Annotated in this window: 23 protein-coding genes; 12 read left to right on the forward strand and 11 right to left on the reverse strand. The window is 65.9% G+C overall.

The annotated features are described in order from the left end of the window. Positions 1–14: 14 nt before the first annotated feature. From pcaD to N825_RS31890, 5 genes are all read left to right on the forward strand, one after another. A complete protein-coding gene (pcaD, locus tag N825_RS31870; protein ID WP_051513785.1) occupies positions 15–848 on the forward strand; it encodes a 3-oxoadipate enol-lactonase in 834 nt (277 codons plus the stop codon). After that, positions 841–1233 carry a 4-carboxymuconolactone decarboxylase gene (gene pcaC, locus N825_RS31875; RefSeq protein ID WP_037460665.1) on the forward strand — a complete coding sequence of 131 codons (393 nt, stop codon included), beginning with the start codon at positions 841–843 and terminating at the stop codon, positions 1231–1233. Before pcaD ends, pcaC begins: the two co-directional genes overlap by 8 nt. Next, the gene (gene pcaH / locus N825_RS31880; RefSeq protein ID WP_037460667.1) at positions 1230–1940 is read left to right on the forward strand and encodes a protocatechuate 3,4-dioxygenase subunit beta; all 711 of its coding nucleotides are present in this window, start codon (positions 1230–1232) and stop codon (positions 1938–1940) included. The genes pcaC and pcaH overlap by 4 nt, the downstream gene beginning before the upstream one ends. A 4-nt stretch (positions 1941–1944) precedes the next feature. Further along, positions 1945–2541 (forward strand): protocatechuate 3,4-dioxygenase subunit alpha, encoded by a 597-nt coding sequence (gene pcaG / locus N825_RS31885; protein WP_037460669.1) that lies wholly within the window; start codon positions 1945–1947, stop codon positions 2539–2541. Between the two features lie 114 nt (positions 2542–2655). Continuing rightward, the gene (locus tag N825_RS31890) at positions 2656–3348 is read left to right on the forward strand and encodes a TetR/AcrR family transcriptional regulator (protein ID WP_084165250.1); all 693 of its coding nucleotides are present in this window, start codon (positions 2656–2658) and stop codon (positions 3346–3348) included. Between the two features lie 49 nt (positions 3349–3397). Here the strand turns inward: N825_RS31890 and N825_RS31895 are convergent, their stop codons facing one another. The 3 genes from N825_RS31895 to N825_RS31905 are packed head-to-tail and all read right to left on the reverse strand — an operon-like array spanning position 3398 to position 6934. After that, positions 3398–4285 (reverse strand): ABC transporter permease, encoded by an 888-nt coding sequence (locus N825_RS31895; RefSeq protein ID WP_037460671.1) that lies wholly within the window; start codon positions 4283–4285, stop codon positions 3398–3400. Continuing rightward, a complete protein-coding gene (locus N825_RS31900) occupies positions 4282–5250 on the reverse strand; it encodes an ABC transporter permease (protein WP_037460673.1) in 969 nt (322 codons plus the stop codon). The genes N825_RS31895 and N825_RS31900 overlap by 4 nt, the downstream gene beginning before the upstream one ends. 28 nt (positions 5251–5278) lie before the next feature. After that, complete coding sequence (locus N825_RS31905) at positions 5279–6934, reverse strand: peptide ABC transporter substrate-binding protein (RefSeq protein ID WP_037460675.1); 1656 nt, start codon at positions 6932–6934, stop codon at positions 5279–5281. 180 nt (positions 6935–7114) lie between these two features. Here N825_RS31905 and N825_RS31910 point away from each other — a divergent pair, with 180 nt between their 5' ends. Then, on the forward strand, positions 7115–7633 hold the full coding sequence (locus N825_RS31910; protein ID WP_037460676.1) for an invasion associated locus B family protein: 519 nt from the start codon (positions 7115–7117) through the stop codon (positions 7631–7633). Positions 7634–7733: 100 nt separating this feature from the next. Then, positions 7734–9413 (forward strand): thiamine pyrophosphate-binding protein, encoded by a 1680-nt coding sequence (locus N825_RS31915; RefSeq protein ID WP_037460678.1) that lies wholly within the window; start codon positions 7734–7736, stop codon positions 9411–9413. A gap of 4 nt (positions 9414–9417) precedes the next feature. Here N825_RS31915 and N825_RS31920 read toward each other — a convergent pair whose 3' ends face one another. From N825_RS31920 to N825_RS31935, 4 genes are all read right to left on the reverse strand, one after another. Continuing rightward, a complete protein-coding gene (locus N825_RS31920; RefSeq protein WP_198038995.1) occupies positions 9418–10098 on the reverse strand; it encodes an esterase family protein in 681 nt (226 codons plus the stop codon). A gap of 44 nt (positions 10099–10142) precedes the next feature. Continuing rightward, on the reverse strand, positions 10143–11111 hold the full coding sequence (locus tag N825_RS31925; RefSeq protein WP_037460684.1) for an acetylxylan esterase: 969 nt from the start codon (positions 11109–11111) through the stop codon (positions 10143–10145). Positions 11112–11190: 79 nt separating this feature from the next. Next, on the reverse strand, positions 11191–12606 hold the full coding sequence (locus N825_RS31930; RefSeq protein WP_051513787.1) for a sensor histidine kinase: 1416 nt from the start codon (positions 12604–12606) through the stop codon (positions 11191–11193). Continuing rightward, positions 12606–13301, reverse strand: coding sequence for a response regulator transcription factor (locus tag N825_RS31935; protein ID WP_037460687.1), 696 nt, complete (start codon positions 13299–13301; stop codon positions 12606–12608). The genes N825_RS31930 and N825_RS31935 overlap by 1 nt, the downstream gene beginning before the upstream one ends. A 222-nt stretch (positions 13302–13523) precedes the next feature. Between N825_RS31935 and N825_RS31940 the strand changes: the two genes are divergently transcribed. The 3 genes from N825_RS31940 to budC all read left to right on the forward strand — a co-directional run bounded on the left by N825_RS31940 (position 13524) and on the right by budC (position 15680). Then, positions 13524–14159 carry a dual specificity protein phosphatase family protein gene (locus N825_RS31940; protein ID WP_084165251.1) on the forward strand — a complete coding sequence of 212 codons (636 nt, stop codon included), beginning with the start codon at positions 13524–13526 and terminating at the stop codon, positions 14157–14159. Positions 14160–14297: 138 nt separating this feature from the next. Next, complete coding sequence (locus N825_RS31945) at positions 14298–14795, forward strand: YciE/YciF ferroxidase family protein (protein ID WP_037460690.1); 498 nt, start codon at positions 14298–14300, stop codon at positions 14793–14795. Positions 14796–14912: 117 nt separating this feature from the next. Continuing rightward, complete coding sequence (budC, locus tag N825_RS31950) at positions 14913–15680, forward strand: meso-2,3-butanediol dehydrogenase (protein ID WP_037460693.1); 768 nt, start codon at positions 14913–14915, stop codon at positions 15678–15680. Between the two features lie 9 nt (positions 15681–15689). Here budC and N825_RS31955 read toward each other — a convergent pair whose 3' ends face one another. The 4 genes from N825_RS31955 to N825_RS38275 all read right to left on the reverse strand — a co-directional run bounded on the left by N825_RS31955 (position 15690) and on the right by N825_RS38275 (position 18439). Continuing rightward, positions 15690–16316 (reverse strand): glutathione S-transferase family protein, encoded by a 627-nt coding sequence (locus N825_RS31955; protein ID WP_037460695.1) that lies wholly within the window; start codon positions 16314–16316, stop codon positions 15690–15692. 158 nt (positions 16317–16474) lie between these two features. Continuing rightward, positions 16475–17827 carry an oxygen-independent coproporphyrinogen III oxidase gene (gene hemN, locus N825_RS31960; protein WP_037460697.1) on the reverse strand — a complete coding sequence of 451 codons (1353 nt, stop codon included), beginning with the start codon at positions 17825–17827 and terminating at the stop codon, positions 16475–16477. Between the two features lie 45 nt (positions 17828–17872). Beyond that, a complete protein-coding gene (locus tag N825_RS31965; protein ID WP_037460699.1) occupies positions 17873–18271 on the reverse strand; it encodes a DUF4112 domain-containing protein in 399 nt (132 codons plus the stop codon). 6 nt (positions 18272–18277) lie between these two features. After that, on the reverse strand, positions 18278–18439 hold the full coding sequence (locus tag N825_RS38275; protein WP_037460701.1) for a YqaE/Pmp3 family membrane protein: 162 nt from the start codon (positions 18437–18439) through the stop codon (positions 18278–18280). A 205-nt stretch (positions 18440–18644) separates the two neighbouring features. Here N825_RS38275 and N825_RS31975 point away from each other — a divergent pair, with 205 nt between their 5' ends. Together N825_RS31975 and N825_RS31980 are read left to right on the forward strand one after the other, a co-directional pair. Further along, a complete protein-coding gene (locus N825_RS31975) occupies positions 18645–19379 on the forward strand; it encodes a DUF1194 domain-containing protein (RefSeq protein ID WP_037460703.1) in 735 nt (244 codons plus the stop codon). An 84-nt stretch (positions 19380–19463) separates the two neighbouring features. Then, positions 19464–20128, forward strand: a 665-nt coding sequence (locus N825_RS31980; RefSeq protein WP_157619670.1) for an ImuA family protein, incomplete at its 3' end; no start/stop codon positions are given.

The following is a 20128-nucleotide window of genomic DNA, read 5'->3' on the forward strand; positions in this document are numbered from 1 at the left end:
GGAGTGAAACGATCATGCCCTCGACGGGTCATGTGATAACCGGGGACGGAACCCGGATCTTCCACCGCTTCGATGGAGAGGAGGGCTCGCCGGTCCTACTGCTGTCGAATTCGCTTGGGACGACCCTGGAGATGTGGGACCCGCAAATCCCCGCCTTCTCGCGTCATTTCCGGGTTCTCCGGTACGACAGCCGGGGCCATGGCCGATCCGACGCGCCACAGGGCCCCTACGACATCGCGCGGCTGGGCCGCGACGCGGTCGATCTTCTGCAGGCGTTGGCCATCCGCCAGGTGTCGTTCTGTGGATTGTCCAAGGGCGGCATGATCGGCATGTGGCTTGCCGTGAACGCGGCGGAGCGGGTCGACCGGCTCGTGCTGGCCAACACCTCGGCCTTCATCGGATCGCCGGAGACTTGGACCAGGCGGATCGAGACGGTCGACCGTGATGGCATGGCCGCCATCGTACCCGGCGTGATCGAGCGCTGGTTTACGCCGCGCTTCAGGGACGCCGATCCGACCGCCGTCGATCGGGTCGCCTCGATGCTCGCCGGCACGCCGCCCCAAGGCTACATCGCCTGCTGCGCCGCCGTTCGCGACATGGACCAGCGCGACGCCATCTCCGCCATCACGGCGCCGACACTGGTGATCGCCGGCGACCAGGATTTGGCGACACCACCCGCCCATTCGGAATTCATGGCGGGCGCGATAGCGGGCGCCAAGTTGGTCCGAACCAATGCAGCCCATCTCTCGAACGTCGAGCGATCGGAATTCTTCACCGAGGCGGTGCTTGATTTCCTCACCTCGCCAGCCAAGCCGCCAGCCAACCCTAAGGAGAACGGTCATGGATGACGCCGAACGCCACGACAAGGGCATGGCGGTTCGCCGCGCGGTTCTGGGTGATGAGCATGTCGATCGCTCGCTGGCCCGGCGCACGCCCTTCAACGAGGAGTTCCAGAACCTCATAACCCGCTACGCCTGGGGTGAGATCTGGACGCGGCCGGGCTTGGAGCGCCACACCCGGAGTTGCATGACCCTGTCGATGATGGCGGCGCTCGGCCACTGGGACGAGTTCGCGATGCATGTCCGGGCGGCGTTCAACAACGGCCTTACCCGTGACGACATCAAGGAGGTGCTGCTTCAGGTCGGGATCTATTGCGGTGTCCCCACCGCCAACCACGGCTTCCAGACCGCACGGGAAGTCTTCGATAAAATGGAAGGGAGCGAAAAGCCATGAGGCCAAACACCCCGTATACGCCGAGGGACTGGGACAGCCATCCGCCCTACATTGTCCCGGACTATCGCTCGACCCTGCTGCGTGGCCCCAAAAAGCCGCTGATCCCGCTGCCACACAGCCTGTCGGAACTGACCGGTCCGGTGTTCGGTCACGACGTCGTCGGTCCGCTCGACCACGACCTGACCCGGAACGGCGTCGTCAACGCCGAGCCGCTGGGCGAACGGATCATCGTCACCGGTAAGGTGATGGACGAGGCGGGAAGGCCGGTGCCGCATACGCTGGTCGAACTGTGGCAAGCCAACGCAGCGGGCCGCTACGTCCACCGCTGGGATCAGCACGCGGCGCCGCTCGATCCGAATTTCTTCGGGGGTGGGCGGACCATGACCGACGCCGAGGGACGTTACCGTTTCATCACGATCAAGCCCGGCGCCTATCCCTGGGGCAACCATCACAACGCGTGGCGTCCCAACCACATCCACTTCTCGCTCTTCGGGCCCAGCTTCGTCACCCGTCTGGTGACGCAGATGTACTTCCCCGGCGACCCGTTGCTGGCGTTCGATCCGATCTACCAAGGCATTCCCGAGAGTGCCCGCGAGCGGCTGGTGTCGCGCTTCTCGCTGGATGTGACCGAGCCGATGATGGCACTGGGTTACGAGTTCGACATCGTTCTGCGCGGTCCGCGCGCTACCCCGATCGACGAGGATTGACGCCATGCCGAAACAGACTCCCTCCCAGACGGTCGGCCCCTATTTCGCCTATGGGCTGACGCCGCAACCCTATGGCCGCGAGGGCATCGCGGATGGTCGCGTCGTTGATCGCACCCTGTCAGGGGCCGCGCTGGCCGGCCACAGGATCACCGTCACCGGACGCGTGCTGGACGGCGCCAAGGCTCCCGTGATCGACGCCATGATCGAGATCTGGCAAGCGGACGCCCAAGGCCGCTACGCCCATCCCGCCGATGGCCGGGAAGCGTCGTTCCACGGCTTTGGCCGCACCGGCACCGATGGCGAGGGAGCCTTCCGCATCGAGACGATCAAGCCCGGCCCTGTCGCCGGCGCCGATGCCCGGCCGCAGGCGCCGCACCTGAACGTCGCCGTGTTCGCCCGCGGCATGCCGAATCACGCGTACACCCGAGTCTACTTCAGCGACGAGACCGCCGCCAACGAGGCTGACATGGTCTTGAACCTCGTCGGGCCGGACCGGAGGAACACGCTGGTGGCCATGTTGGAGAAAACCGCGGGCGGACCCGTCTATCGCTTCGACATCCGCCTTCAGGGTGAGGACGAGACGGTCTTCTTCGATGCTTGAGGGGTTGTCTTCCCAGCATCGAACAAACCATCCGGTTCGTTCGATGCTGGGATCCTCCGCCCAGCCAAGGTAGAATGCTTGAAGAACTATCGCAGGCTTGGGTGAGGGGAAACGATGTTGACCGAAGATCAGGCCGCCGAGGAGAAGGCCATCGATGAGAACGCGGTCACTCCCTCTGGCAGGCCGTCGCGGCGGAACGATCCAGAACGCACCAGACGGGACATCCTGGCGGTCGCGACCAAGGAATTCGCGGACCACGGCCTGACGGGAGCCCGCGTCGACGCCATCGCCGCGCGCACGCGCACGACGAAGCGCGCCATCTATTATTACTTCGGCAGCAAGGAGGGCCTCTATGTCGCCGTGCTGGAGAAGGCCTACGGCGACATCAGGGCGATCGAGGCGAGCCTTCACCTGGAGGATCTGGATCCGGAGCGGGCCATCAGGAAGCTGGTTGAGTTCACCGTCGACTACAACGAGAACAATCCCGATTTCGTCCGTCTGGTCAGCATCGAGAACATCCACCGCGCCGAGCACATGGCCGCGTCGAAGTCGATCCAGAACCTCAACGTTGCGATAATCCAGATCATCGAGGGCATCGTCAGACGAGGGCAGGTTCAGGGCATCTTCCGCGACGGCATCGATCCGGTCGACCTGCACATGCTGATCAGCGCTTTCTGCTTCTTCCGCGTTTCCAACCGGCATACCTTCGGCGCCATCTTCGGACAGGATTTCTCCGACCCTGCCTATCTGGAGAAGCACAAGAGGATCATCGGCGACAGCGTGCTGGCCTGGTTGAAACGAAGCTGATCCGCCCTCGATGCCTCATCCCCATCAGATGATCCCAACTGGCTCATCCTCAGCGCCGCGTTCCCCCGGACCGCGGGTCCAGCGCGTCCTGAAGGCCGTCGCCGACGAAATTGAAGGCGATGACAGTCACGAATATCAGCAGGCCGGGGTAGATCGCCAGCATCGGCGCCGACCAGATCAGCTCCTGCGCGTTGGTCAGCATGTTGCCCCAGCTTGGCAGCGGTGGCTGGATGCCGAGGCCCAGGAAGCTGAGCACCGATTCCAGCAGGATGATGTTGCCGATCGACAGCGTGGTGGCGACCACGATAGGCGACGCGACATTGGGCAGGATGTGGACCAGCATCAGCCGCGTGTCGCTGGCGCCCAGCGCCACGGCGGCGCGGACGAATTCGCGCCGCCGGACGCTCAGCGCGGCGCCCCGCACCAATCGCGCGACCGTCGTCCAGCCCCCCAGCGCCACGATCACGATGATGCGGTAGAGGCTGACTTGGTCCGACTGCGCCAGCCCCGCCGGCAGTCCCAGCTTGCCCAGATCCACGGCGGCCAGCACGATCAGCAGCGGCAGCAAAGGCAGGGCGATCACCCCGTCGGTCAGCCGCATCAGGAAACCGTCCACTCGGCCGCCGTAAAACCCCGCCGCCAGCCCGATCACCGTCCCGATCACCGCCGATCCCACCGCGGCGGCCAATCCCACGAACAGCGACACGCGGCCGCCATGGAGCAGCCTGACCAGCACGTCGCGGCCAAGCTCGTCGGTGCCCAGCCAGTTCGCCGCCGAGGGCGGGCCGAAGCGGTCCAGCAGGCTGACGGCGTTGGCGTCAACGCCCAAGGCAGCCTCGATCAACGGAGCCGCCAGCGCCGCCGCGGCCAGCAGCACGAGCAGGATCAGGCTGACGACCGCCGCGCGATGCGTCAGGAAACGCCGCCAAGCCGTCACGTGCGCGTCTCGGTGAAGGTGATGCGGGGGTCCAGCGCCGCGTAGCCAAGATCGGCCAGCAGGTTTCCAGCCAGCGTCATCAGCGTCGCCAGCAGCAGTCCGACCAGGGCGATATTGTAGTCGTTGCCCAGGATCGAATCGTAGATCAGCTTGCCCATGCCCAGATACGCGAACATGGATTCGGTCACGAGGGCACCGGAGAACAGCGACCCGAAGCCCAGCGCCACGATGGTGACAACGGGGATCATCGCGTTCCGCAGCGCGTGGCGCCAGACGACGGAGCGCTCCGGCACGCCTTTGGCCCGCGCGGTGCGGATATAGTCCTGCCGAAGCTGTTCCATCACGGCGGCACGGACGAAGCGGGTGTAGCCACCGATGCTGACCAGGGTCAGGGTGGCGACGGGCATCACCAGATAGGGCAGGCGCTCCCACAACCCGCCATCGCCGCCGACCGGCGCCATGCCTCCCGCCGGCAGCACGCCCAGGACGACCGCGAACAGGATGATGAACAGCAACGCCAGCCAGAAGGGCGGGACCGAGATGCCGGCGAAGCAGGCGAGATTGATCGCCGTGTCGGTGGCGGTGTTCGGCCGCCGCGCCGCGAAGACACCCAACGGGATGGCGACCATCAGCGACAGGACGAGCGACATCCCAAGTAGCAACAGTGTGTTGAGCAGGCGCGGCGCCAGTACCTCGGGCACCGGCCGGGAGAACAGCCTCGAGTAGCCGAAGTCGCCTTGGAGCGCCGCCGTCAGCCAGTTCAGGTACCGTTCCCAGATCGGCTGGTCGAGCCCGTAGAGCGCCCGCAACCGAGCGGCGTCCGCCGCGGTGACGTTGGGATCGGCGTTGATCATCAGGTCGATCGGATCACCGGGCATCAGCCCGATCAGCCCGTAGATCAGGAACGACATGATCAGCAGGACCACGATCGCCTGGAGCAGCCGCACCGCGGCGAAACGCAGCATCAGCGCCGGGCCTTGTCGGCGGTACCGATCATTTCGAGCGCCACTGCTCGACCCATAGCGTCGACGGGTATTGGTGCCCCGTCGGCCGCACCCCCTCCAGCCAAGGCGGCATGATGTAGCTGTCGGAGCGGAAATACAGCGGCAGCGCCGGCAGCTTCTCGGCGTAGATCTGTTGGAGCCGGGTCCACAGCGGCTTGGCTTGGTCGTCGGCGCAGGTGACTTCCAGATCGTCGATGATCCGATCCGCCTCCGCGTCCCGGAACCCGTTGTAGTTCTGACCCGAGAAGCCGTTGTCGGCCGCCGGGATCATCGATGAATGCAGGATCGTGCGCGGGATGTTCTCCGGCGAGCTGAGCCAAGCGAACATCGCCATGGCCGGGAACTTCCGCTCGCGCATCGTCTCGCCGAACAGGACACGGGCCGGCTGGTTGTTGATCCTGACATCGACACCGATCTTGCGCCATTGGGCCTGGAGCACCTGCTGCACCAGCTCCCGCGTGCGGTTGCCGGCGGTCGACTGGAATTCCAGGCTTAGCCGCCGTCCGGAGGCGTCCTGCCGGATGCCGTCCCTCAGCTCGGTCCAGCCGGCCTCCTCCAGCAGCTTGACGGCGGCCTGCTGGTTGAAGGGGTATTTGGTGAAATCGTCGCTGTAGAAGCGATCCAGCGGGTTGACGCCGGTATGGGCCACCGATTGCTTGCCGCCGAACAGTTGGCGCGAGATCGCCTCGCGGTCCACCGCCGTCAGCAAGGCGCGGCGGACCCGGACATCGGCCAGGATGGGATTGTCCAGGTTCAGGTCGATATGCTCGTAGAACAGGCCCGGCTTGTAGACGACGTTGTAACGCTGGCCGTGCCGCTTCTCGAAGGCCAAGGCCTGTTCTATCGACAGCCCGACCTCGCCGGCGACATAGTCGATCTCGCCCGACAGCAGGTTCGCCTCCATCGCGGCGGTGTTCTCGACCGTGCGGACGACGATGCGCTTGAAGCCGGGTTGCTCGCCCCACCAGGTCGGGTTCGGCTCCAGCACCACATAGGCGCCGGCCTCGACGCGGGTGATCCTGTAGGGTCCGAAATACAGTCCCGGATTGGTGCGGTCGGTGTCGTAGAGCGTCCGGTTCCGGTACTGGCCCGGGTCCGTCTCGAACACCGGCCGTTCAAGGTGCTCCGGCAGAACCAGCAGGTCGTTGATCGCGTCGTAACCACAACGGAACTTGTCCCAGTGGACCACGAAGGTCTTGTCGTCCACCGCCGTGATGCCGACGATGTCCTTGGAGAACAGCTGCGCGTTGGTGACGCCGCTCAAGGGATGGCGGCCGACCTCCCAGGTGAACAGGACGTCGCGGGTGGTGACCGGCTTGCCGTCGCCCCAGGTGGCTCCTGGCTGGATCGTGAAGGTGGCGTCGATCGCGCGCGTGCCGTCCGACCTGGTGACCTCGACCGCCGTTCCCTTCTCCAGGCTGGGCAATTCGGTGCAGAGCAGGCAGATCAGTTTCCAGTCCTGATCGAAGGTGGTGAAGGGCCGGCGGGCCATGCCGAGGATGTAGCCTTTGGTCGCCATGGCGTCGATGCTGGGGTGGAACGTGCCGGGGAATTGGACGGCGCCGATCACCAGCTCGTCCTTGGCCGTCGCCGCCCCCGCACCCGCCGAAGTCATGCCCATCAGGACGGCCGCCACGGCGCCCATCCTCTTGAAGCGCCCGTATCCCAACAAAGTCCGATTTATCGCCACTGGCCGTTCACCTTAGACATTGCGCGCGGTACATCACTCGAACTATGGGTTCAGTCCAGCCGCGGGTCCAGCGTCGATCGCGCCGAGAGGCGATATCGGCGCCTTGGATACGGCGGCCCCACAAGGAGGTTTCGCATGGTTCCGACGATCCGTTTCAGTTTCGGTGCCGCCCTGATCGCGCTGACGGCCTTCGCCGCCATCAACCCGGCGGCAGCCGCCGAGGAGAAGCGGTTCGACGATTGGAAGCTGCAATGCGCCGATCGCCCCGCCCCTGGCGTGCCCAAGTGCCTGATCACCCAGGACGTCGTGTCGAGCGAGACCAACCTCGGCCTGCTCAGCGTCGCGATCTACTTCCGTCCTGGTTCCGACACGCCGTCGCTGGGCTTCAACCTGGCTCCCCAGGCGGTCAAGGAGGCCGGCATGGTGCTCCAGATCGACAGCAAGCCCGCCCTGGAGATGCCGATCCAGGAGTGCAATCCGAACTTCTGCGTCGTCCGGGCGGCCCTGCGCGATCAGGTCCTGAGCATGTTCCGCAGCGGAAATCGTGGCGTCGTCGGCTTCCAGATTCCGCCGGACCGGCGCATCGCGGCGCAGATCTCCTTCAAGGGCTTCTCCAACGCGTTCAAGGCCTTGGATCAGCGGAAGCGCGGCTGAGGCCGAGGCCTTGAACAGGGCGGTGGCCCGGTTGACAAGCCGGCCGGGCCGCTTGAGACTCGGGTACGATCGCACGGTTCCGTTACTTCCAAGGTAGGTCATGTCAAGCACGTCACAGCCCCGCTCAGGCGGGCAGCTCCTCGTCGATTCGCTGCGCGTCCATGGCGCCGACCGGGCGTTCTGCGTCGCCGGCGAGAGCTACTTGGAAGTGCTCGACGCCTTCCACGACGCTCCCGACATCGAGCTGGTCACCTGCCGGCAGGAAGGCGGCGCCGCCAACATGGCGGAGGCCGCCGGCAAGCTGACGGGCCGGCCGGGCATCTGCTTCGTCACCCGGGGGCCGGGCGCATGCAACGCCTCGATCGGCGTCCACACCGCCATGCAGGACTCGACGCCGATGATCCTGTTCGTCGGACAGGTGGCGCGGGACCAAGCCGAGCGCGAGGCGTTCCAGGAGATCGATTACCGTCGCATGTTCTCGCCGGTCGCCAAGTGGGCGGCGCAGATCGACGACGCTGCGCGCATCCCGGAATTCGTCAGCCGAGCCTTCCACGTCGCGACCTCCGGCCGCCCCGGTCCCGTCGTGCTGGCCTTGCCGGAGGACATGCTGCGTGACACCGTCACCGTGCCGCTGACCGGCAGGTTCACCGAGGTCCAAGCCCATCCCGGCGCCGCCGACCTGACCCGGGTCGCCGACCTGCTGTCGGCGGCGGAGCGTCCGCTGGTGCTGGTGGGCGGCAGCGGCTGGACCGACGCCGCCTGCGCCGACCTCAAGCGCTTCGCCGAAGCTTGGCATCTGCCGGTCTGCTCGTCATTCCGCCGCCAGGACGTGCTGGACAACACCAGCCCGTCCTGGATCGGTGACCTTGGCACGGGGCCGAACCCCAAGCTGCTGGCGCGTGTCAAGCAATCCGATCTGTTGCTGGTGATCGGCGCCCGGCTGGGCGAGATGACCACGCAGGGCTACGAGTTGATCGACCTGCCGGAAACCAGTCAGACCCTGATCCACGTCCACGCCTCCGCCGAGGAGTTGGGCCGGGTGTTCCGTCCCGACCTGCCGATCCAGTCCGGATCCGCCCCGTTCATCGCGGCGCTGGCGGGCAGGGTGCCGACGCGTTCCGCCCCTTGGCGGGAATGGACGGAGGGGGCACGCGGCGATTTCCTCGAATGGCTGGAGCCGGCTTCTTACGACGGCGCGCTCGATCTGGGCGCCGTGTCGGTCTGGCTGCGCGACCGGCTGCCGGAAGACGCCATCGTCACGATCGACGCCGGCAACTTCTCCGGCTGGGCGCAGCGCTTTCTCAGCTACCGCAGGCCCGGCCGCCAGCTTGGCCCGACCAGCGGCGCCATGGGATATTCGGTTCCGGCCGCGGTCGCCGCCAAGCTGGTCCACCGCGACCGCATGGTGGTCGGTTTCGTCGGTGACGGCGGGTTCCAGATGTCCGGCCAGGAACTGGCGACCGCCATGCACACGGGCGCGGCGCCGATCATCCTGCTGTTCAACAACGGCATGTTCGGCACCATCCGCATGCACCAGGAGAAGCGCTATCCCGATCGCGTCAGCGCCACCGCCCTGACCAATCCCGATTTCGCGGCGCTGGCCCAAAGCTATGGCGCCTTCGGCGCGGTGGTTGAGCGGACGGAGCAGTTCGCCCCGGCGTTCGAGGCGGCGGTCGCCTCCGGCAAGGCCGCCGTGATCGAACTCCGCATGGACCCTGAGGTCATCACGACGCGGACGACCCTGTCGGCGCTGCGCCAGCAGGCCTTGGCGCAAAGGTGACGGCCTAGACGTAGAGCGGCGCCATGCGACGCCACGCGTGACCCTCATGGGCACGGCCATTCCAGACGTGGAGGCTGTGCCCGATACCCATCAGCCGCAGCAACTGGCTCAGGTGCCGGTTGTTGCCGAGGAACGGATCGTCGGCGCCGATCGCCAAGGTGATTTCCATGCGGCGCAGATGCTGGAGCCGCCACTCGTCCGACAGGCTGACCATGAAATGCGTCGGCGTGTTGAAGTAGACGGAGTCGTCGTAGTGCCCCTCCAGCAGATCGCCGAACTGGTCGACCTTCAGCGTCAGGTCGTACCGCCCTGAAAACGCCGCCACCTTGCGGAACAGTTGCGGGTGGCGGAACGCGATGTTGACCGCGTGGTAGGCGCCAAGACTGCAGCCATGCGCGATGGTGCAGTCATGGGAGTTCTTCGATGCCATCAGCGGCATCACCTCGTTCAGGATATACTCCTCGAACAGCAGATGCCGCGCCACGCGGTCGGCTGGCCTTCGCCAGAAGCAGTAAAAGGTCTCGTGATCGACGCTGTCGACGCAGTAGAGTTGCAGATGCCCGGCTTCGATCTTCGGCGCCAATCTCCGGACCAGCCCTAGGTTCTCGTACTCCCAGAACCGGCCGTCACGGGTGGGAAACACCAGCACCTTGGCGCCCGCGTGCCCGAAGATCAGCAATTCCATGTCCCGGCCAAGCCTTGGACTGTGCCAGCGATGATATTCCCGGTTCATGACCCTGCGAGGAAATCTTCGAGTTCGCGCCGCAAGGCCAGTTCCTGGTCGGCCTGTCCAGGGTACTCGAAGTGCCCGGCGTCGAGTGTGAAGAGTTTCTTGCGGTCGCCCGGTATGGCGTTGTGGATCGCGAACTGGCCGGCGGGCGGAACGGCGGGGTCGAACAGCGCTGGCGCGACATGCATCGGCACCGTGATGAACCGGGCCGCCGTGGCGGCGTCGTAATAGCGCAGGGTGTCCAGCACGTCCTCATGCCGACGCTGGAACTTCCGCACCGCCGCCGAACTTCCCGTGGCGTCCAGCGTCAGGCGCAGCGGATGGTTGCCGAAGGTCGGCACCTCCAGATGCCCCCGAACGATGCGCGGGTCCCACGGGATCGCCAGCGCGCCGATGCCGCCGCCAAAGCTGGTACCGCAATAGGCGACGTGGCCCGCCACCCAGGGATACAGCGCCAGCATCACCGATACCGCGATCCAGAGATCATCGACGCAGCCGCCCAGGATGTAGCGGTCACGCTTGTCGATGTCGTGCAGCACATGCCAGTTCGGATCGCGCGAGATCGGCGGTCGTGTGCTCCGCGACAAGCCGCGGAAGCAAGGGAACAGCACGGCGGTGCGCGACACCGGAAGGCCGAAATCCGGCCCCTCCCGCCCACCATAGCCATGCCCCACCACCAGCCCCCGCTCGACCGGCTCGTCCCGCGGCAGCATCAGCCAGCCGCCGATGTGGAACCCGCCGGTGGACCGGTATTCGATATCAAGCACCTGCCAACCCGGATGCGCGGCATCGACCCGCGCCCCGCTCAGCGCCGGCCTGGGGTCGACCGCCAGCGCCACGTCATGGCGATGCCGCCAGAACGCCTCGAAGTCATCCGGCGGCTCCGGCGACCCGACTCGCAGGAGGTCGTCGGCGGAATAGCCATGGGTGGGATCGAAGGGGAAGGGGTGGACAAGCGGCGCCGGCATGGGGCCTCGGCAAGGCGTGGTTGGACTTCGATCGAAGCGTATCCCCATGTCAGCGACTGAAGCAAAGAAATGACGCGCCTCAGCCTATGGTTTCCAATGGGGCCACCACCGCGGCGCCCGCGCCGCGCTCCACCACGCCGACCTCCAGCGGCAGCCGCACCTCGATACGGCACCCCGCGGTGGCGTCACCAACGAACCGCGCGTCGCCGCCATGGGCGCGGGCGACGTGGCGGACGATGGCGAGGCCCAGGCCCGAGCCCGAACTGGTGGATGTTCCCTTGCGGAACCGGGCGAAAACGTCTTCGCGCAGGTGTTCGGGAACGCCTTGGCCCTGATCGGAGATTTCCAGCACGGCGTCGGTTCCGCAGCCGCGCAACCGCACCCCGATCGTGCCGGCGCCATGGGCCAACGCGTTGTCCAGCAGGTTGCGGACCATGTCGCGCAAGTCGTCCGGCCGTCCCCGTACCGGCACGGCGGTGTCCGGCGTCTCGACCTCGATCGTCCGCCCGGCCCCCTCGATCATCGGCAGGACGGCGGCGGCGGCTTCGCGGAGGGGGCGGCCGAAATCGACCAAATCCAGCGCGGTGACGCTCGCGGCCCGATTGGCTGCTTCCTTGCGGGCGAGATCGAGCAGTTGGCTGACCAAGCGGTTCATCTCCGACAGGTCGCGGCGGATGGCTGGCCAATTGGCCGACCCGCTGATCTCCGCACGCTGGAGCCGAAGGCTCAGCACCGCCAGCGGCGTCCTCAACTCGTGCGCGGCGTCGGCGGTGAACCGGCGTTCGGCGTCATAGGCGCAGGCCAGCCGGTCCAGCGCGCCGTTGACCGCCTCCACCAGCGGTTGGATCTCCGACGGCAAGCCGGCGGGCGACAGATGAGCGTTGGGGGATCCTGGAAGGATGTTCGTCGCCTCCCGGGCCGCGCGGGCGAGCGGGCGCAAGCTCCAGCCGGCGACGAACCAGACCATGACGAAGGCGATCCCGACCGAGATGACGAGGACGGCGAAGGGCTCGCCGTTCTCTTCCATCAGGGTTTCGGCCAGGGATTCCAGCGTCGGATCGGTGCGGGCGATCGTCAGGGTCCTGCCATCCGGCGCGGCGATGGTCATGAAGGCGCGGCGGTCCGGTCCGACGATGTCGAGCGGGCTGAACGCCTCCCCGGCGGGAATGTCCAGGCGCGGCAGCGGCGCTTCGATGTTCGGCGACAGGGCCACGGGCTGGCCCGCCGCGTCGAACAGGGTATAGGCGAACGCCGCCCCGGGCTGGGCATAGGCGGTGGTCCAGGCATCCGGCGGCTGGAGCGACACTTCCCCATGGGTGACGCGCAAGCCGGTCAGCAAATCGCGCGCCTGCTGCCGCAGCGTGCGGTCAAGGAGCGACGACGAGGTCTGATGCGTCTCGTTGAGGAACACGAGGCCGGACGCCGCCAGCCCGAGGCTGAAGATGAACAGCATCGCCAGTGTCAGCCGACGGCGGAGACTGTGGGCGGCCACCATCACGGTTCGCTTTCCGTTTTATCCGACGGCTCCCCGATCAATCGATAACCGATGCCGCGCCGCGTCTCGATCCGGATACCAGCACCCATCAGGCGTTTCCGCAGGCGGGAAACCGTGGCTTCCAGCGCGTTGGGCGTGACCGAATTATCGAAGGCGTATAGCCGCTCCTCCAGCACGTCGCGGATGATCACTTGTCCGGCCGCGCGCAGCAGGCTGTCCAGAAGATCGGCCTCGCGCCGGGTCAGTTCGATCGGTTCGCCATTGACCGAGGCTTGCCGGTTGTTGGTGTCGAACGCCAGGGCGCCGCAGCGCAGCACCGTGCATGTGCGGGATCCCGGCCGGCGCAGGACGGCGCGCAATCGCGCCTCCAGCTCGATCAGGTCGAACGGTTTGATGATGTAGTCATCGGCGCCGGCATCCAAGCCCTTGATCCTATCCTCCAGCGCGTCGCGCGCGGTGACGATCAGGGTTGGGATGGCGCCCGACCGGTGGTTTTGGGCGGCTTGGAGGACAGACATGCCATCGCCGTCCGGCAGGCCCAGGTCCAGGACGAGAGCGTCGTGTGTCGTGGCGGCCAAGGCCCCCAGCGCCTCCTCCACGGTGGCGGCCACATCCACCGCGAATCCCCGCTGCCCAAGATGACCGGTCACCATCTCGCGGAGTGCCGGATGGTCCTCGACCAGCAAGATCCTCATTCTTCCGTCTTCCACGCCAGTGACGTTCGATTCAGCGGAAACATCAAGTCGACCCGGGGATGGACACCGGTCCGCGATGCCGGGATCCCGCGGCGGGGTCAGCCAATCATCCTACTCCTCCGTCAGGCCACTGTCAGCTTGATGGTGTTGGATGGCGCCGCCGGAGCGGGGGATCGCCTCTCCCTTTCGGCGAGGCGATCCAAGCGGAAGACGAGTCCTCCAATGAGTGTCCTGACAAGTTCGGCAGCGCGACCATCGATATCCACTTGGCTTCCCCAATTCCAGGCCGGGGATATCCGCGCGGCCGCGGTGTCGCTTCTCTGCTTCCTCTCGACCAGCCTGGGCATCGCGGTGCTTCACCTGGGCGTCGTCAACCTTGGTGAAAATTTTCATCCGGTCATCGCCGGCGAGGTCTATCGTTCGGCCCAGCCGACGCCGGAGCGGATCGACGCCTACCGGCGGCATTACGGGATCAGGACGATCATCAACCTGCGCGGCGACAACACGGGAAGCCCCTGGTATGACCGGGAAGTGGCGGAGTCCGCCCGGCTTGGCATCGCGCATGTGGATTTCCGCATGTCCGCCAAGCGGCAAATGACCGATACCCAGTTCGGCGACCTGATGGAAATCCTGCGGACCGCCGAGAAGCCGATCCTGATCCACTGCACTTCCGGCGCCGACCGCACCGGTTTGGTTTCCGCGCTCTATCTGGCGGGTGTGGCCAAGGAAGGCGAGGAGAGATCGGAAGACCAGATATCCTTTCGGTACGGGCACGTTCCATTCTGGTTCCTGGCGGCCCACGCGATGGATAGCAGTTTCGAAGCCCGCGAGTTGGCCTTGGGCTTCCCCGATTCCTGAGGTGATCCCGAGTTCCCGGCTTGGCGCCACGGGACTGGGATGCCGCGCGATGATCCGGCCGATCCGCTGTTGAGGGAGTGTCGCCCGGAGCCGTTCCGGTTCCGGTGACGCGAACAAACACAGCGGGACGAATCCATCATGTCGGAACAAGCACTGAAGGAACTTCTCATCGAGGAGTTGCAGGATACCTATAGTGCCGAAACGCAGATCGTCGAAGCGCTACCCAAGATGGCGAACGCCGCCTCATCGTCGGAATTGAAGCAGGCTTTCCAGAGCCACCTCGCCGAGACCGAGGGTCAGGTCAAGCGGCTGGAACAGATCTTCCAGATCCTCAAGGCAGACCCCGGCGGCAACACCTGCGAGGCGACCCAAGGCTCGATCGAGGAGGCCGAGGAGCTGATTGGTGGAGGACATCCGCCGGAGGTGCTGGACGTGGCCCTGATCATGGCCGCCCAAAAGGTCGAGCACTATGAGATCGCCAGCTACGGCTCCCTGCGGACCCTCGCCGAAACCTGCGGGATGACCGATGTGGCCCGTCTCCTGGAGCAGACGCTCGAGGAGGAGAAGGCGACCGATCAGAAGCTGAACCAGCTCGCCGAGGGCGGCGTCAACGCGCGGGCCTTCAAGGCCGCCTAAATCCGATCCTTCGCGGTTCGTCATCGCTCCCTTTCCCATTGCCCCACCTCCAGGGGCGGGAAAGGGAGCCTTCTCGCTGGGCGCCAATCGCCGGAGCAACTTCAAGTCGGGAACTTCATGGTCGAGCGTTTCAAGGGTAAGACAGTCATCGTCACCGGTGCCGGATCAGGCATGGGCGCCGCCACGGCGCTGCTTTTCTCGGCCGAGGGCGCCGCCGTCGTGCTGGCCGGCCGGACCGAGGGCAAGCTGAGGAATGTCGCCAAGGACATGCCATCGGATCGCACGCTTGTCCACGTCACGGACGTGTCGGACCAGACCTCCGTCGAAGGGCTGATCGCGGCGGCGGTCGAGCGGTTCGGCCGCCTGGATGTGCTGGTCAACAACGCGGGTGTTGCGCCAACCGGTTCGATCACCGAGACACCGGTCGAGGATTGGCATGCCGTCATGGCGATAGACGTCAACGGCGTGTTCTATGGCTGCCGCGCGGCGGTGCCGCACCTGATCGAGACGAAGGGCTCAATCGTCAACGTATCTTCCGTCTCTGGCCTGGGTGGCGATTGGAACATGAGTTTCTACAACGCGGCCAAGGGGGCCGTGACGAACTTCACCCGGTCGCTGGCGCTGGAACTGGGTTCCAAGGGTGTGCGGGTCAACGCCGTCAATCCGTCCCTGACCGTCACCGACCTGACGGCGGACATGAAGGATGACGCGGAGCTTATGGCGAAGTTCAAGGAGCGGATCGCGCTGGGCCGTGCCGCCGAACCGGAGGACATCGCCCCGGTGATCGTCTTCCTGGCGAGCGATGACGCCCGATTTATCACTGGTGTCAACCTGCCGGTCGATGGTGGTCTCAGCGCCTCGAATGGACAGCCACCCCAGGCGTGAAAGGGCATCTCATTCCGGAACGGCCATGCCGCGCTGGACGGCGGGGCGGGCGCCGACCAGATCATGCCAGCGCTTCAGATGCGGGAAGTTTTCGAACATCGTCGGCTTGGTCTGTCCCGCGATGGCGATGAACGGATAGACAGAGATATCGGCGATCGTGTACTCGCCATTGACCAAGTATTCGGTCTTGCTCAACTGGATATCCAGGGCCCTGTAGCAGCGGAGCAGTTCCGACCGGAACAACTCGATCGCGTAGGGCAGCTTCTCCGGAGCCCTGACGGCGAACCTGAACATGTCGACCGAGGTCGGGCCGACATCGCTGACGCCGAAGGCCAGCCAGTTCCAAACCTCGGTGCGGGCGCAAACATCGTCGGGGAGCAACTTGCCGCTCTTCTCCGCGAGATATTCCAGGATGGCGCCCGACCCGAAAACCCGGCGCGGAGCGTTGCCCGTCCCGGTATCCGTGTCGACCATCGCGGGGATCTTGCCCAGCGGGCTGATCTCGAGGAACTCCGATTTCAGGTTCTCGCCCTGCATGATCTCCACCCGGACGATCTCGTAGGGCAGGCAGATCTCCTCGAGCATGATCGAAGCCTTGTGCCCGTTGGGCGTCGGATAGCTGTAGAGCGTGATCATCGCGTGGCGTTCTCTCTCAAGCCGGCCCCCGGCGAACGCCGCCCGGCGTCCGCCCACGCCTATGTTTGGCCCAATTCACCGGAGAAGACCAGAGGGAGCGAGCGGTCAAGGGCGCCGCTCGTCATTTGATCAGCGGCTCGGCCCACTTCATACCCCTTTCATATGGCTTTCGAGTGCCGCATGGCCGCCGTGTCGAGGTAGGGATCGAAGGCGGCCGCCACGGCGCGGACCAAGGGCCGGACCTCCTCCGGAATGGTGATCCTATTCCCTTCGATGCGCGCCAGCCCATCGGCGGCGAGCGGGGCCAATTTGGCGAGATCGGGCGCGAACAGGTCGGATGACACGCCATGCCGGGCCGCCACCACATCCAGGTCGACCGCCAGATCACACATCAGCCGTTCGATCAGGTCGCGGCGCAACCGGTCGTCGGCGCTCAAGGACTTGCCCTTGACGATGGGAGGGCGGCCGGCGAGCACCGCCTCGGCATAGCTCTCCATCACCGGATCGTTCTGGACGTAGCCGTCCGGCAGGGCGCCGATCGAGGAGGCGCCGAAGCCGATCAGCACGTCGGCGTCGTCGGTGGTGTAGCCTTGGAAGTTCCGCCTCAGCGTGCCATCGCGCTGTGCGATCGTGATGGGGTCCGTTTCCAGCGCGAAATGGTCCAGGCCGATCTGGTGGTAGTCGTTGTCGTTCAGGACGGCCGCGATGGCGTCGAACTGTTTCCACCTGGCGCGGGCGTCGGCCAGCACGCTCTCGTCGATCAGCCGCTGGTGTTTCTTCATCCACGGGACATGGGCGTAGCCGAACACGGCGAGCCGTTCCGGCGTCAGTTCCATCACCCGTTCGGCGCTCTCCTCACAGCTTTCCGGCGTCTGGTGGGGCAGGCCGTACATCAGGTCCAGGTTGATGCCGTCGATCCCGGCGCGGCGGAGCGACCGGACGGCTTCGTCCGTCACCTTGAACGGCTGGACGCGGTTGATCGCTGTCTGCACCGTCGGGTCCAGGTCCTGCACGCCGAGGCTGGCGCGGTTGACGCCGGCGCGCGCCAGCGCCTCCGGCATCTCGGCCGTCAGGGTGCGCGGATCGATCTCGACCGCGACCTCGCAGCCGGACCTCAAATGGAAGCGGGAATTCACATGGGCCATCAGCCGCTCGAAATCCTCCGCTCCGATCATGGTCGGCGTGCCGCCGCCGAAATGGACATGGTCCACCGTCATGCGGCCGGGCAGGGCGTCGGCGATCAGGTCGACCTCCTGTCTCAGCAGGTCGAGGTACTGGGCGATCGGATCGTAGCGGGCGACGATCTTGGTGTGGCAGCCGCAATACCAGCACATGGACCGGCAGAACGGCACATGGAAATACAGCGACAGCCCCTGGCTGGCGGGCAGGCCGGCCAGCCAGCCGAGATAGGCGTCCGCCTGGATTTGCGGACCGAAATGCGGCGCGGTCGGGAAGCTGGTGTAGCGAGGGACCCGAAGGCCGTCATATTTGGCGATGAGATCTGCGTTCATGACGGCGAGACTGCGCGCGCCGCGGCGGCCCCGCCTTGATTTGGGTCAAACCCTGCGCAAGGTCGGGCGCGCGGTGGAGCCGTGTTCCCGCTCCAGATGCTCGCGCAGCAGCCGCATGTTCCGGCGGTTGGCCTTGAAGCCGATGTCGAACAGGGTGCCGAGCACGGGGATGGAGCCGACAGCCCAATCCAACCCGACATTGCCGGCCATGCGCAGCAGGATGCTTCTTGGCACCCCGAGCCGCGCCGCCTGGGCCACAAGATAGGCCGCGACCACGCCGGTGGCGCTGTCACCGATCACCGGCACGATGCTGGCGATGCCATCCAGGCCGATCGGAATGCTGGTGCCTGGGATGCGCCAGCGGCTATCCAGCAGGTCGGCCAGCTTTTGCAGCCGGGCCAACTCGGCCTCGTAATCGTGAACTCGGGCGGTGCGGGGTGCCATGGGCTGTTACTTGTACTTCAGGATGACATAGATCGCGTGAATGATACCGGGAATGTATCCCAGCAGAGTGAGCAGGATGTTGATCCAGAACTGAAGACCAATGCCAACCTGAAGGAACACGCCAACCGGCGGCAACAGGATGGCAAGCAAAATTCGAAGGATGTCCATGGATCGGCCTTTCAGGTCTCAATTTCAGTTATGCAGCGTCACAACGCTATTTGGTGTGCTTCGTTCCATTCGTCATGATCTTGAAAATTGGCGGGAGCATCCCTTAGCATGGCTATTCGTCGATATTTCCTGAAAATGCCCGCGCTTGCATGATCGGCCGCGGCTTGGTTCAATGATCCGATCGCTCTCCACCAAGGGGGTTCCGATGCGCGTCCGTCCCATTCCGACCGTCGGCCTCCTGGCGCTCGCCAGTCTCTTGGCCATCCTCCCGCCCGATACGGCGCGCGCCCAGCGGCCGGTCGATCTGGAACTGGTCCTGGCGATCGACGTGTCGGGTAGCGTGGACGAGGAGGAGGCGTCGCTTCAGCGGGAAGGCTACGCCTCGGCGCTCAACGACGAACGTGTGATCGCCGCTATGGGAGGCGGACCGTTCGGCGCCGTGGCCGTGACCTATGTGGAATGGGCGGGCGACGACTATCAGCGTACGGTGGTGCCCTGGACGGTGATCGCCAACCAGGACGACGCTCGGCGGTTCTCCGACGAGATCACCGCGGCGCCCTTCATGTCGGCGCGCTGGACCTCGCTGAGCGGCGCCATCGACTATTGCGCCACCCTGTTTGCCGGCAACGGCTTGGAGGGGGTCCGGCAGGTGATCGACATCTCCGGCGATGGCGTCAACAACCGGGGCCGCCCTCCGGCGGTGGCGCGCGACGAGGCGGTCGCCGCCGGCATCACGATCAACGGCCTGCCGATCCTCAACGAACGTCCCAACCCCTGGGGAGGCGCCGCCCCGATCGACCTCGACCGCTATTACGAGGAAAACGTCATCGGTGGTCCCGGCGCTTTCTACATCGCCGCCCGCGATTTCGACGACTTCGCCGCCGCCATCCTGAGCAAGCTCATCCGCGAGATCGCCGCCAATCCCAGCGACGCGGGCTGAGAAAGATCATGGCCTGAACTTGACAATAGTCCTAGCTGATAATAGAACAAAAAGTGAACATAATGGCGGGCGGGCGATTGGGTCATGGACGTATTCGAAACACCCACGGTCGCCCCCATGGCCGCCCCCACGGCCGCCTCGTCACCCACCCCGTCCAAGGCGGCGGTGCTGGCCGAGCTTCGCGGCCGGATCAGGAGGATGGAGGGGATCGGCGGGGCGGATGGCGCGCATCTGCTGCCACTTGGCGTTCCGGAGGTGGACCGCGCCTTGCCGGATGGTGGGCTGCCGCTGGGATGTCTCCATGAGATCGTCGGCGATCCGGGAGATCCGTTCAACGTCGCCGCCACGGGGTTCGGCACCGCCCTCCTGGCGCGGATCGCCCGGCGGCGCGGCCAGATCGTTTGGATAACGCGAGGCGACGACCTCCACGCGCCGGGATTGGCATCCTATGGATTGACACCGGATCGGCTGATCACGGTCCGTGCCCGACGTGACGCCGACATCCTGTGGGCGATGGAGGAGGCGTTGCGCTGCCGTTCGCTCGGCGCGGTGCTGGGGGAGATCGGCGATATCGACATGGTCGCCAGCCGCCGCCTTCAACTGGCGGCCGAGAGCGGGGGCGTCACCGCCTTCCTGCTGCGCGGCGGCGAGACCAGGGCCCGCCGACTGGCCGCCACCGCGTCGGTGACCCGCTGGCGTCTGGCGTCGGCGCCCAGCGCGCCGCTGGCGGGAGAGCCCGGCCTGGGGCC

The organism is Skermanella stibiiresistens SB22, from assembly GCF_000576635.1.
GTDB classification, from domain to species: Bacteria; Pseudomonadota; Alphaproteobacteria; order Azospirillales; family Azospirillaceae; genus Skermanella; species Skermanella stibiiresistens.